We start from the raw sequence: 12496 nt of genomic DNA, 5'->3' as shown, positions 1-12496 counted from the left end.
CTCACCGCTGTCCTTCTCGCGTCCGCCTCCGCCGACCGCCGCTCGGCGTCGGCACGCTCCGAGGCCCGACGCTCGGAGCGGTACTCGGCGCGAGCGAGTGCGCGCCCGAGCGCGTCGAGCCGATCCTGCACAGTGGGCGTCGTCGCGGTCTCCGTCGTTTCGCCGCCGATGTCCTCACCGCCGCCGTTCTCCCCGCCCAGGCCCGCGTCCGTCACCAGGCGCTCGGCCTCCTCGAGTCGCGCAACGACCGTCGCCAGCCGCGAACCCAGCGCCTGCTCGGCCTGTCGCCGCCGCTCGTCGAAGCGCGCCTGCACGTCTTCGAAGCGCTCGGTGCCGAACAGCCGCCGCAACAGCGACTGCCGGTCCCGGCTTCCGGCCAGCAGGAACTCCGAGAACCGGTTCTGCGCGAGCAGGATCACCTGCAGGAACTGCTCCCTGCTCAGCTGGAGGATCTCATCGAGCTCCTGTGCCACATCGACGGCGCGCGCCGCTCGGCCGACCCACCCCGATGCGGTCGACTCCTCGAGCGAGACGGCTGCGGCCTGCTTCGTCATGCCCCCACCGCGGCGCGCGGGGCGGAGGTACTCCGGCGACCGGGTCACGCGGTAGCGGCCGGACGGCGTGCTGAACTCGACCACCACTTCCGACGGGTCTTCGGGCTCGCAGTGGTCGCTGCGCAACCGCTTCTCGCCACCCTCGTACCGGGGCACCCCGCCGTACAAGCCGAAGCACACGGCGTCGAGGATGCTCGACTTCCCGGCGCCCGTGCGACCGGCGATCAGGAAGATGCCGTCGTCGGCGAACGCGTCGAAGTCGACGATCTGGCGTGCGCGGAAGGGTCCGAATCCCTCGACCTCCAGGCGGTGCAGACGCATCTAGACGAGAGCCTCCGCTCGGACGCGGTCGTCGAGGACCTCGCGGATCAGCTCGCGCTCGACCTCTGTCACGCCCTGCCCGGCGCGAACGTGCTCGAGGAAGGCCCCGATCCGGTCGGCGTCGGTGACCGCGGAGCGCAGGCGCTGTGCGTACGAGTGCTCCTCCGTCTCACCCGTGGCGATCGGCTGGTGCTGCACCATGGCGCAGTGCGGGTACGCCTCGCGCAGTCGTCGCATGGGCTCGGACTGCGGCACGGCATCGGTGTACACCGCGCACACCCAGTCGTCGGCATGGGCGGTGATGTTCTCCGTGGACAGGATCTCCGCGAAGCTGCCGGTGAGCGTGACGAGACGCCGCGGCACCGGCAGCTCCCGCCACTCGACCCGGGCGAGCCCGTCGGCGTCGAGGTCCACGAGCCAGGACCCTCGGGGCTTGTGCTGCTCGCCGAAGCTGTAGTGCAGGGGCGCTCCGGCGTACCGCACGCGCTCGCTCACCTGCTGCCGCCCGTGGATGTGGCCGAGCGCCACATAGTCGGGACCGTCGAACACGCTCAGCGGCACGACATCGAGGCCGCCCTGGCGCACCTCGCGCTCCAGGCCCTCGGTGGGCTCGACACCCGCGGCGAAGCAGTGGGCGATCGCGACGGAGCGCCCGTCGTGCTCCTGCATCCCCGCGCGGACGAGATGCATCGCATGGGCCATGGTCTGTGCCTGCGTGCGCAGCTGCCGCCCGTCGGCGTCACCCTCCGGCCAGTGCTGCCGCACGATGGCGGGCTCGAGGTACGGGATGCCGAAGAAGTGCACGGGGCCGTGGTCGTCGGCGATCGTGACGGGCCGCCCGATCGCGAGCGGATCGGTCAGCACATGGATGCCGTCGCGCAGCAGCCGCGACTGGAAGCCGAGTCGCGCCGCCGAGTCGTGGTTGCCGCTGGTCACGATGACCCGCGCGCCCGTGGCGTGCAGCGCCACCAGCGCGTCGCCGAGGAGCGTGTACGCCGCGGCGGACGGCGTCGCCGAATCGAAGACGTCGCCCGCGACGACCACGACGTCGACCCCCTCCTGCTCGACCTGGACGGTCAGGGCGGCGAGCACCTCGGCGAGCGCCTCCAGCGTGGAGTTGCCGTGGAAGGTCCGGCCGATGTGCCAGTCCGAGGTGTGCAGGATCCGCATACTCACACCGTACGAACGACCTCCGACATTCGGTCTGAGGCCCGCCGCGGGCAGCCGAGCCGGCCGGAGGAAGCACGACCGTGCACGTAACACGGCGTCATACTCGCGCCTCAGCGGCGGCGGAGGACTCCGGCTCGCTCGGGGTGCGCGGCGAACCACTCCGCCACGTACCAGCAGACCGCGTCGACCGTGCGGTCGCCCCGCTCCTCGATGTCGGCGACCGCCCCGTCGACCACGATTCCCGCGTAGCCATGGCCGCGGAAAGTCGGCACGGTGAAGGCGCGGGTCAGGGCGATCGTGTGGCCGTCGTCGCGATAGTCCAGCACGCTGACCAGCTTCCCGTCGCGCGTGAGCGTATACCGCGATGCGTCCTTCTCGTCGGTCAGGATGAAGCCGCCGACGGTGTGCGAGATCGTCATCCGTGCCACGTTACGCCCCTCCGCCACGCCCGGGCGTTTTGACATGCGTCGTCACGATCGGACATAATCCCCCCATGACCACCAACGCACGCCCTTTGTCCGCCCAGGAGGCGAACGGGACTGCCGGGATGATGATGCCCGGTCGCGTTGGCATGTGTTGCCGAATGTGTCGCTGAACGAACAGCCACCCCGCCTGACCTGACTCCTCGCCATCTGCGGGAGCAGCGTCTCGAGCATCCACCCTTGCTCGCTTCCCGGCTCCGCCGGTCATTCATGCAACGCATCCGAGCCCCCGTCGCTTCGGGCTCACGTCTTGAGGACTCCATCATCATGTCGAACTCCGCCCTTCTCGAGCGTCCCGCCACCACCGCCCCCGTCCGCACCGTCCACCCCGGCAGCGACTCCGCCGCCACCGCCGGTGCCGACCTCCCCGCCGTCCGCTCTCCGCGCGGCTTCGCCCTCTACGTCGGCCTCGACGAGATCAAGGCAGCGGAAGCCGGCGTCAGCCTCCCGCTCCTCGTCGACGCCCTCCGCCGCACCCTCGCCGAGCTCGCACCCGGCGCCGAGACGCACGCGACCGTCGCCCTCGCCCCGCACGGCTCGGGTGGCCGCGACCTGGACGTCGTCCGGCTCGCCCTCCAGGAGCCCGGCGCGATCGCCAGGACCAAGGCCGCAGCCGAAGAGGAGACGGTGCCGGAGGAGACCGGGGTCACCGTCGACATCTCCCGCAAGCGCGTCCTGATCGACGGCGAGTCGGCCGCCTTCACGTACAAGGAGTTCGAGCTGCTGCAGTACCTCGTGCTCCGCGAGGGCCGCACGATCGAGCGCAGCGAGCTGGTCTCCGCCCTGTGGCAGGCGCAGGACGACGAGGCCCCCGGCGAGCGCACGATCGACGTGCACGTGCGCCGGCTGCGGGCCAAGCTCGGCCGCTACGAGGACATCGTCCGGACGGTCCGCGGCATCGGCTACCGGTTCGACCGCCATGCCGACGTCGTCATCCGCTACGGCCACGGCACCCCCTCGCCCGACCGCTTCTGAGAGCACGCCCGCGCGGCTCGGCCATCGTGCCGAGCACGGCCCCCGCGGGCCGCGGCGCACGCCGGGAGCCGATGTCAGGAGCGCCGCGTAGGGTGGGCGCATGACCCTCACCGCTCCGTCAGCGCCCCCTGCGGCCGTGCCGGCGGACCTGCGGCGGGAGACCACCTACCGTCCGCCGCATCCCCTCGACCTCCGTCGCACGGTGGGGATGCTGCGCCGCGGTGGCACCGACCCGACCACCGTGTTCGACGGTCACGTCATCTGGCGCGCGGTGCGCACTCCGCAGGGCCCGTCCACGCTCGCGCTGCGCCTGGCGGGGAACGCCGTGACGGCGACCGCATGGGGTCCGGGCGCCGACCACGCCCTGTCCCTCGTCCCCGCGCTCTGCGGCGCGACCGACGACCCCACCGGGTTCGACCCGTCGCACCACCCCCTCGTCGCCGAAGCCGCCCGGCGCAACCCCGGCATCCGGCTCGCCCGCACCGACGAGGTGTTCGACGCGCTCGCCTGCGCGATCCTGGAGCAGAAGGTCACCTCGATGCAGGCGTTCGGCGCGTGGCGCTACCTGGTCTCGCGCTACGGCGACCGCGCACCCGGCCCCACCCCGCGCCCGATGGCCGTCGCGCCGACCGCCGAGCAGTGGCGGCGCATCCCGTCGTGGGCGTGGCACCGCGCGGGCGTCGAACCCCCGCAGTCCAAGACGATCGTGCGCGCCGCCGAACGCGGCGACCGCATCGCGCGGGCCGTGCAGGCGGCGGAGACAGGAGCGGACCGCGACCGCGTGCTCACGAGCCTGCCCGGCGTGGGCGTGTGGACCGCGGCCGAGACGAGGATCCGCGCGCTGGGCGACCCGGATGCGGTCAGCGTGGGCGACTACCATCTCGCGCACGAGGTCGGCCACGCCCTCGCGGGTCATCGCACGGACGACGCGGGGATGATCGAGCTGCTGGAGCCGTGGTCCGGCCACCGCCAGCGCGTGATCCGGCTCATCTTCGCGAGCGGCCTGGTCGAACCGCGACGCGGACCCCGGCTCGCCCCCGAGGACCACCGTCGCCGCTGAGCCGCGATACGGCCGCACGCCCACGGGGCGCCGGGACGTATGCTGAGGCCATGTCCCGCGCCGCGCTCCGGATCACCGTCACCCTCGGCCTGCTGATCGTCGGCGTGGTCGTCGGTCTCATCTTCCAGAACGTGTGGCTCGGGGTGCTGCTCGCCGCGATCGTCTGGCTCGGGTGGTTCCTGGGCTACGAGTCGCGCCGCGGCCACAACGCCGGCGTGAACGACGAAGACCACGGCATCGAGCTCTAGTAGTACACCGCGAGGGGACCGGAGGGTCCCTCGACCACCCGCACCTCGGTGTCGAACACGCGGGTCAGCACGTCGTCGGTCATGATCTGCGCGGGCGGGCCGAACTCCACCACCCGTCCGTCCTTCATGGCGCAGATGTGGTCGGCGTAGTGACCGGCGAAGTTGATGTCGTGCAGCACGATGACGATCGTGCGCCCCAGCTCCTCGGCCGCCCGCCGCAGGTGCTTCATCATCTGCACCGCGTGCCGCATGTCGAGGTTGTTGAGGGGTTCATCGAGCAGCACGACCTCCGTGTCCTGCGCGAGCACCATCGCCACGTAGGCCCGCTGTCGCTGCCCTCCGGAGAGCTCGTCGAGGTATCGCCCCTCCAGCGCGCCGAGGTCGAGGAAGTCGATCGCCTGGCTGATGACCTCCTCGTCGTGCCGGTTCAGGCGCCCCTGGGAGTGCGGGAAGCGCCCGAACCCGACGAGCTGGCGGACGGTGAGGCGCGTGACGAAGTGGTTCTCCTGCCGCAGGATCGACACCACCTTCGCCAGGTCCTTCGACTTCGTGGACGCCACATCCAGTCCGGCGATCTCGATGGCGCCGGCGTCCATGCCGTTGAGCCGGCCGATCATCGTCAGCAGCGTGGACTTGCCCGCGCCGTTGGGTCCGATGAGGGCGGTGATGCCGCCCGCGGGGATGCGGAGGTCGACGGGTCCGATCGCGACCTCGCTGCTGTAGTCACGGCGCACGCCGTCGAGTGCGATCACAGTCTGCCCTTTCGGAGGATGACGAGGAGGAACACGGTGCCGCCGACGATCTCGATCAGGATCGACACCATGCCCTGCGCGTAGAACACGTTCTTCATCACGAAGTACGCCCCGGCGAGGATCGAGAACGCGGTGAGCACCGCGACCGGGAAGATCAGCCGATGGTCGTGCGAGTCGGCGAACTGGTAGGCGAGCGTCGCGACGAGGAACCCGAGGAACGTCATCGGACCGACCAGGGCGGTCGAGGTCGCCATGAGCACCGCGACCAGCGTCAGCACGAGGAACTGCTCGCGTCGGTGATCGATCCCGAGGGAACGGGCCGCGTCGGGACCGAGCGCGAGCACGTTGAGCCGACGCGACCGCGACCACAGCAGCAGCGAGGCTCCGGCGACCAGCGGGATCGCGAGGGGGAGGTACGCCGGGTCGGCGTTCGACACGTTGCCGAACAGGCGGGCCGCGAGCACGTCGAACTCGCTCGGCGTCAGCAACCGCTGCATGAACGTGGCGATCGCGCCCAGCCCTCCGCCGATCACGATGCCCACGAGCAGCATGATCTGGAGATTGCCGTAGCGCCCCGAGAGCAACCACCCGTAGAGGACCACGGCGAGGCCCACCATGATCACGACCTGGAGGGCGAACTGTCCCGCCCCCTGGACGGCGACCAGCCCCGCGACGCCGAACAGGTACACGGTGGTGGTCTGCACCACGCGGTAGAGCGACTCGAAGCCCATGATCGACGGCGTGATGATGCGGTTGTTCGTGACGGTCTGGAAGCTCACGGTCGCCACGGCCTGGGCCACGGCGACGACGGCCATCACGACCACGGCGGTCGCGCGGTGCTGGGCGATGCGCCAGAACCCCGGCGTGCCGACGGGCATCGGGTTGTCCCACGCCAGGAGCCCGAACGCGGATCCGGCGGCGATCACGGCGAGCACGACCAGCACCACGACGTAGCGGCGACGGGCGCGCGGCGTCGTGAAGGAACCGGCCGACCGGGTCGTCGCGTCCGGCCGGGACTCCGTCGCCGTCCGCTCAGCCACGACGACGCTGCCTCAGCAGGAGGAGCACGAACACGACCGCCCCGACGACCCCGAGGATCAGCGACACGGGCACCTCGAAGGGCATGATGATCGTGCGGCCGATGATGTCGCACACGGTGACGATCGCGATGCCCAGCAGGCAGACCCAGGGCAGGTTGCTGCGCAGGTCGTCGCCGCGCACCATCGACACGATGTTCGGCACGATCAGTCCGAGGAAGGGCAGGTTGCCGACGACGACCGTCACGACGCCGGTGGTGACGGCGATCAGCACGGTGCCGAGCAGGATCATCCGGTTGTAGTTCACCCCGACGTTCGTCGCGATCTCCTCCCCCAGTCCCGCGATGGTCAGCCGATCGGCGACGAGGAACACGATCACCCCGATGAGCGCGACGATCCACAGCATCTCGTACTGGCCGCGCATGACCGACGTGAAGCTGCCGGCGAACCACACGCCGATGATCTGCAGCGAGTTCGTGACGAGCGCGAGGTAGGTGGTGATCGCGCCGACGACCGCCCCCAGCATGATGCCGACGATGGGGACGATGAGCGAGGACTTGAGCGCCACCCGCCGCAGGAAGGCGAAGAAGACCATCGTGCCGACGAAGGCGGCCAGCACGGCCCCGGCCATGCGCAGCGGCAGGGACGGCTGCGGCACCAGCAGCATCACGGCGAGCAGGCCGAGGCCCGCCCATTCGGTCGTGCCGGTCGTCGTCGGCTCGACGAAGCGGTTCTGGGTGAGCAGCTGCATCACCAGGCCCGCCATCGCCATCGCGGCCCCGGCCAGCACGAGGGCGATCGTGCGGGGCACGCGGGTGATCTGGAACATCTGCGCGCCGTCGTCGGCACCGGCGATGTCGTAGACGCCGGTGACGAGCGAGAGCGCCAGGAGAACCGCGACGACGAGCACCCCGAGGAGCAGCTTCGGGTCGAACAGCCGCGCGGACGATCGCGGCATCGGGGCGAGGAGAGGAGAGGTCATGGGGGGATGCCGGTGGCGGCGCCCTGATCGCGGACGCCGCCACCCGGCCCTTACTTGTCGGCGCTCTTCTCGAGCGCGTCGGCGAGGTCGTTCAGGAACGCGGTGTACGTCTGGATGCTCTCGTTCAGGTATGTGTCGGTGGGCATGTAGACGATCTGCTCGTCCTTCACCGCGGTGACGCCGGCGAGGGCCTCGGAGCTCTCCAGGATCTCGGCGGCCTGCACATAGTCGGGCGTCTCCGCCGCGAACACCGCGTCGCGGTCGAGCACGAGGATCCAGTCGGGGTTCGAGGCCGCGATCGCCTCGACCGAGATCTCGTCGCCCTGGTGGTCATCGCTCGCGTCGTCGACCTCGAGGGCCGGCGTGAGGCCGAGGAGGTCGTAGATCGGGCCGAGCGAGCGGCCGACGGTCGGAGCGAGGTAGCCGATCTGGCCGCCCGAGGTGTTGACGGCCATGACGGTGTCGGCGTCGTCGTAGGCGGCCTTGGCCCGCTCGACCGCGGCGTCGAACTCGTCGACCAGCTTCTGCGCCTCGTCCTGCTTGCCGAAGATCTCGCCGAGCACGGTGGTCTGGCGCGTGAGTTCGGCGTCGAACGCCTCGCCGTCGCGCGGTTCGAGGTCGATGATCGTGGCGTCGGGCACGAGCTCGGCGATCGCGGCGTTGTGCTGCGTGAAGCGCTGACCGCTGATGATGAGATCGGGGTCGGCCGCGACGATCGCCTCCAGGTCGGGCTCGGTGTGCAGGCCGATGTCGACGATGCCGTCGTCCTTCGCGTACGACACGGTCTCGGGCATGAGGGAGACGGCGCCGGCGGAGAGCTCGATGCCCCAGTCGGACAGGGTCTGGAAGGTGCGGTTGTCGAGGGCGACGACCGAGGCGGGCGGGGTGGCGATCTCGTGTTCGCCCGTGTTGTCCTCGACGGTCACGGTGCCGGAGGCGGCGGCGGTCTCCTCGGGTTCGGCTTCGGCGCCGGTGGCGCAGCCGGAGAGCGCGAGCAGGCCGACCAGGGCGACGCTGGTGGCGGTGAGGGTTCTGGGCACGGACATGGAGAGACTCCTGTTCTGCGGGGTGGTCGCGCACTCGAGGGCGCCGGTCGGACGGAGCGGATCGCAGGGAACCATCCGTCGTGCTTTTTAGGTTAGCCTTACTTTATGAGCGATACGAAATCCGGCTTCACGATCGAGCGCCGCGGCCTCGAGCTGCGCTTCCGCACCGTCACCCTGACCGCGCGCGAGTGGCTCGCCCCGGACTTCGTGCGCGTGCGCCTCACCGGGCCGGACCTCGCCGGATTCGACTCCCCCGGCGCCGATGACCACATGCGCCTGTTCTTCCCGGACGGCCCCGTGGAGTCGGTGGAGGAACTGCGCGCCGCGCCCAGCCGCGAGTACACGCCGCTCGCGTGGGGCGAGGACTGGCTCGACGTCGAGTTCGCGGTGCACGGCGACCAGGGCGTCGCCGCACCGTGGGCCGCCACCGCGCCCCTCGGCGCCGAGATCGGCGTCGGCGGTCCGCGCGGCGCCGCCGTCGTCACCGGCACCCCCGGCTCCTGGCTGCTCGTCGGCGACGAGACCGCGATCCCCGCGATCCGCCGTTTCGCCGCGCTGATCCCCGACGACGCCCCGGCCCGCATCGTGATCGAGACCGTGGCCGAGAGCGGCGAGCTCGACCTCGCCGCCCCGGTACCGGTGCAGTGGCTGCACCGCGGGGACGACCCGGCCGGCTCGGCGCTGATCGCGTTCCTGGAGTCGCTGTCGGGAGACGACCTCGTCGGCACCGATCCGTTCGTGTTCATCGCGGCGGAGCAGTCGATCGTCAAGCCGGGTCGCGCGCTGCTCGACCGGTGGGGCGTCGACACCGCGAAGGCCGTCGTGAAGGGGTACTGGAAGCGGGGCCAAGCCGAGTATCACGCTCCCCACTGACACCGTCCGCGATCGCTGACAGACTGGGCCGATGGCACTCCTCGATCACCTGGGCATCACCGTCGGCGACCTCGAGCGGGGGCGGGCGCAGTTCCATCCCGTCCTGACCGCGCTCGGTTACGAGTCCGGCGGGGAGGACGACCACTCCATCTCATGGCACAACGGCGACGAGACCGAGATCATCCTCTACACGTGGGACGAGGACTCGGAGCCGCACCGGCACGGACGCATCGGGTGGCAGCACCTCGCCTTCGCGATGCCGTCGCGCGCGGAGGTCGACCGCTTCCACGCGCTCGCGCTCGACGCCGGGTGGAGCGCGGTGCGGGAGCCCAAGGAGTATCCCCGCTACTCGGAGCGCTACTACGCCTCCTTCGTGGAGGACGCCGACGGCATCCGCGTCGAGTTCATGTACAACCCGCCGAAGGACGCCTGACCGCGCCGTCGCAGGACCACTTTCTCTGCACCGATACGCGCCGAGCACCCCGTCCCGCGGTTCTCGGAGACGTGGCCGGAGCCGGCACCAGGATGCTGGCAGGGTGGATCATCCGATGCGACGATGAGGAGATGGAATCGATGGATGCGGCACAGATCTGGACGATGATCGGCGCGTTCACCGCCCTGATGTGCGGCACCCTGACCGTGATGTCGACGATGTTCGTCCGCGTGCTCCGCAGCGAGGTCGGCGGGCTCCGCAACGAGATGAACGGCCGCTTCGATGCGGTCGACGCCCGCTTCGCGACGGTCGACGCCCGGTTCGACGCCGTCGACGCGCGCTTCGATGCCGTGCACACCCGCATCGACGCCGTGCACACCCGGATCGACGGTCTCGACCGCGACGTGCAGGCCCTGGTGAAGCGCACGTTCGGCCTCGACCGCGACGCCTGACGCGGCCGATCCGTCCGACCGCGCTGCTCGCCCGGCCGTCAGGCGACCGGTGCCGCCTCGGCCTCGACCGCGCGATCCGTGAAGGCCTGCTTCGGCACGAACAGCAGGAGCACCGCAGCGGCGAGCGCGGTCGCCCCGCAGACGACCCACACCGTGACATAGCCCGCGAGCGACCCCGCCGTCCCGTCGGCGACCGCGCCCGCACCACTCGCGACGCCGTGCAGTAGTGCGATGCCGAAGACGCACGAGGCGATCGCACCGCCCACGGTCTTCACGGAGTTGGTGAGCCCGGTCGCGACGCCCGTCTGCGTCGCCGGAGCCGCCGACGCCGCCGCGGCCGGCAGCGCCGCCACCAGCGCGCCGGAGCCGAGCCCCACCACGACCATGTTCGCGATCACCTGCCCATAGGCGTCGTGGAACGGCAGGAACAGCAGGAACCCGATGCCCACCAGCACCGACGCCCCGAGGAGCGTGATCCGCGGCGACGCCCAGCGCGCCACGACCGGGAACAGCAGCGCGCCCGCGATCATCGCGACCAGGTACACCCCGATGATTAGCGACGTCGCGAAGCCGGTCGTCCCCAGCCCGTAGCCGTACACCTCGGGGTCGGTGCGCGCGAAGGTCGACAGCGGCGCCTGCGCGCCCAGCACGCTCACCCCGAACAGTCCCGCCGTGAGGAACACGGGGCCGAGCGCCGGCGACCGGAACATGCGCACGTCGATCAGCGGGTCGTCGCAGCGCAGCTCCCACCGCACGAACGGCACGACCAGCAGAAGCCCCAGCGCCACGACCGCCCACGACCACGGGTTGCCGAGGCCGCCCTCGAGGCGCAGCAGGCTGAGCCCGCCCGTGAAGCACAGCAGCGCGAGGGAGATCAGCACCAGGCCGACCGTGTCGAACACGCCGCCGGTCGGCTCGGGCGACTCCCGCACGCCGAACAGGATCACGAAGAAGCACACCACGATCAGCACGGCGGGCACGAGCAGCACGACCGTCAGCGGGAGGGCGTCGATCAGCGCGCCGCCGACGAGGGCGCCGATGATCGCCCCACCCTCCAGGGCGGCGACCAGGAGGCCCGCCGCCTTCGCCGTGATCGACGAGCGTCCCTCCATGCGCCGTGACCGCGACCAGATTAGGGCGATCTCCAGCGGCAGCCACACCACGTAGAAGCCCATGAGCGACCAGGCGAGCAGGAACACCGCGAACGAGTCGGTGAACGGCAGCACAAGCGCGGCGGCCGCGGTCACGGCGGTCGAGATCAGCAGCATGCGCTTGTGGCCGAGCATGTCGCCGAGCTTCGCGAACGCGGGCACCACGAGTGCCGACAGCATCAGCTGCGACCCCTCCAGCCAGTTCACGTCGGCGTCGTGGATGCCCAGGTGGCGGGCGATGTCGCTGAGCATCGGCGTGTAGTACCCCTGGAGCACGCCGCTGGTGAACTCGACGAACGCGAGGAAGCCGACGACCACGGCGAGGGTGCCCAGGGTGCGGGTGCGCGTCATCGCGTCTCCTGCTTCGAGAGGTCGGGTGCCGGGGTGGATCCCGGAGGGGGTGAGATCACCCTAGTCGTTCGAGGAGGGCGCGATGGAACCGCTCCCCCCGCTCCAGCGCCGCGATCTCCACGCTCTCGTCGACGCCGTGGATCGATGCGCGCTGCGCATTCGACATGTCCAGCGGCGCGAAGCGGTACACGGCCGGGGCGAACCGGTGGAAGTGCCGGGAGTCGGTCGCCGCCATCATCACGTACGGCACGGCGGGGACGCCGGGGTGCGAGACCTCGAGCGCCGCGGCGAGCAGGGCGAACTGCGCGTTCTCGGTCGACGACTCCGGCGACGGCTCACTGGCCTCCACCACCTCCACGGAGACGAGCGGATCGCGCACCCGTCGACGCACGCGGTACACGGTCTGCTGCGTGGTCTCGCCGAGCGCGATGCGCAGGTTCACCGTGGCCGACGCCTGCGAGGGCAGCACGTTCGCGGCGGTGCCGCCCGACTGCATGGTGGGCGCGACCGTCGTGCGCACTAGCGCCGCAGGCTCGCCGCCCAGCGCCGCGAAGAGCCGCGCGGTGAGCGGTGGCGTCGCGGCGAGCAGCCGCAGGAGGTGCCGCGCGG

At 71.0% G+C, this 12496-nt stretch carries 15 protein-coding genes; 6 read left to right on the top strand and 9 right to left on the bottom strand.

Annotated elements, in window-relative coordinates; translation table 11 throughout:
- From DW297_RS06570 to DW297_RS06560, 3 genes are all read right to left on the bottom strand, one after another.
- Window positions 1-875 (bottom strand): AAA family ATPase (locus DW297_RS06570; RefSeq protein WP_136030617.1); only part of this gene is annotated, 875 nt, incomplete at its 3' end.
- Window positions 876-2045: an exonuclease SbcCD subunit D gene (locus DW297_RS06565; RefSeq protein ID WP_136030615.1), complete on the bottom strand. Its 1170-nt coding sequence runs from the start codon at window positions 2043-2045 to the stop codon at window positions 876-878.
- Window positions 2046-2155: 110 nt separating this feature from the next.
- Window positions 2156-2464, bottom strand: a complete 309-nt coding sequence (locus tag DW297_RS06560) for a GNAT family N-acetyltransferase (RefSeq protein ID WP_136030613.1) — start codon at window positions 2462-2464, stop codon at window positions 2156-2158.
- Window positions 2465-2794: 330 nt separating this feature from the next.
- Here DW297_RS06560 and DW297_RS06555 point away from each other — a divergent pair, with 330 nt between their 5' ends.
- The 3 genes from DW297_RS06555 to DW297_RS06545 all read left to right on the top strand — a co-directional run bounded on the left by DW297_RS06555 (window position 2795) and on the right by DW297_RS06545 (window position 4810).
- On the top strand, window positions 2795-3502 hold the full coding sequence (locus DW297_RS06555) for a winged helix-turn-helix domain-containing protein (RefSeq protein ID WP_136030611.1): 708 nt from the start codon (window positions 2795-2797) through the stop codon (window positions 3500-3502).
- Window positions 3503-3602: 100 nt separating this feature from the next.
- Entirely contained in the window at window positions 3603-4562 is a 960-nt protein-coding gene (locus DW297_RS06550) for a DNA-3-methyladenine glycosylase family protein (RefSeq protein WP_136030609.1), read from the top strand.
- 50 nt (window positions 4563-4612) lie between these two features.
- Window positions 4613-4810: a hypothetical protein gene (locus DW297_RS06545; RefSeq protein ID WP_136030607.1), complete on the top strand. Its 198-nt coding sequence runs from the start codon at window positions 4613-4615 to the stop codon at window positions 4808-4810.
- Here the strand turns inward: DW297_RS06545 and DW297_RS06540 are convergent.
- Genes DW297_RS06540 through DW297_RS06525 form a run of 4 tightly spaced genes read right to left on the bottom strand, consistent with a single transcriptional unit; the run spans window position 4807 to window position 8627 of the window.
- Complete coding sequence (locus tag DW297_RS06540) at window positions 4807-5562, bottom strand: iron ABC transporter ATP-binding protein (protein ID WP_136030605.1); 756 nt, start codon at window positions 5560-5562, stop codon at window positions 4807-4809. The genes DW297_RS06545 and DW297_RS06540 overlap by 4 nt on opposite strands.
- Window positions 5559-6602: an iron chelate uptake ABC transporter family permease subunit gene (locus tag DW297_RS06535; protein ID WP_136030602.1), complete on the bottom strand. Its 1044-nt coding sequence runs from the start codon at window positions 6600-6602 to the stop codon at window positions 5559-5561. Before DW297_RS06535 ends, DW297_RS06540 begins: the two co-directional genes overlap by 4 nt.
- Entirely contained in the window at window positions 6595-7581 is a 987-nt protein-coding gene (locus tag DW297_RS06530; RefSeq protein ID WP_136030600.1) for an iron chelate uptake ABC transporter family permease subunit, read from the bottom strand. Before DW297_RS06530 ends, DW297_RS06535 begins: the two co-directional genes overlap by 8 nt.
- Before the next feature lie 50 nt (window positions 7582-7631).
- Complete coding sequence (locus DW297_RS06525) at window positions 7632-8627, bottom strand: siderophore ABC transporter substrate-binding protein (protein WP_136030598.1); 996 nt, start codon at window positions 8625-8627, stop codon at window positions 7632-7634.
- A gap of 105 nt (window positions 8628-8732) precedes the next feature.
- Here DW297_RS06525 and DW297_RS06520 point away from each other — a divergent pair, with 105 nt between their 5' ends.
- The 3 genes from DW297_RS06520 (at window position 8733) to DW297_RS06510 (ending at window position 10385) form a co-directional block, all read left to right on the top strand.
- Window positions 8733-9500: a siderophore-interacting protein gene (locus DW297_RS06520; RefSeq protein ID WP_136030596.1), complete on the top strand. Its 768-nt coding sequence runs from the start codon at window positions 8733-8735 to the stop codon at window positions 9498-9500.
- A gap of 31 nt (window positions 9501-9531) precedes the next feature.
- Window positions 9532-9933: a VOC family protein gene (locus tag DW297_RS06515; RefSeq protein WP_136030594.1), complete on the top strand. Its 402-nt coding sequence runs from the start codon at window positions 9532-9534 to the stop codon at window positions 9931-9933.
- 131 nt (window positions 9934-10064) lie between these two features.
- Window positions 10065-10385, top strand: coding sequence for a hypothetical protein (locus DW297_RS06510; protein WP_136030591.1), 321 nt, complete (start codon window positions 10065-10067; stop codon window positions 10383-10385).
- 38 nt (window positions 10386-10423) lie between these two features.
- Here the strand turns inward: DW297_RS06510 and DW297_RS06505 are convergent, their stop codons facing one another.
- The gene (locus tag DW297_RS06505; protein ID WP_136030589.1) at window positions 10424-11887 is read right to left on the bottom strand and encodes an MFS transporter; all 1464 of its coding nucleotides are present in this window, start codon (window positions 11885-11887) and stop codon (window positions 10424-10426) included.
- A gap of 55 nt (window positions 11888-11942) precedes the next feature.
- Window positions 11943-12496: M20/M25/M40 family metallo-hydrolase (locus DW297_RS06500; protein ID WP_136030588.1), on the bottom strand; the 554-nt coding region annotated here is incomplete at its 5' end.

Origin of the sequence: Microbacterium sp. PF5, from assembly GCF_004794315.1 — a bacterium.
GTDB classification, from domain to species: Bacteria; Actinomycetota; Actinomycetes; order Actinomycetales; family Microbacteriaceae; genus Microbacterium; species Microbacterium sufflavum.
The sequence above is the reverse complement of the archived record's forward strand: the minus strand, read 5'-3'. Positions and strand labels throughout refer to the sequence as shown.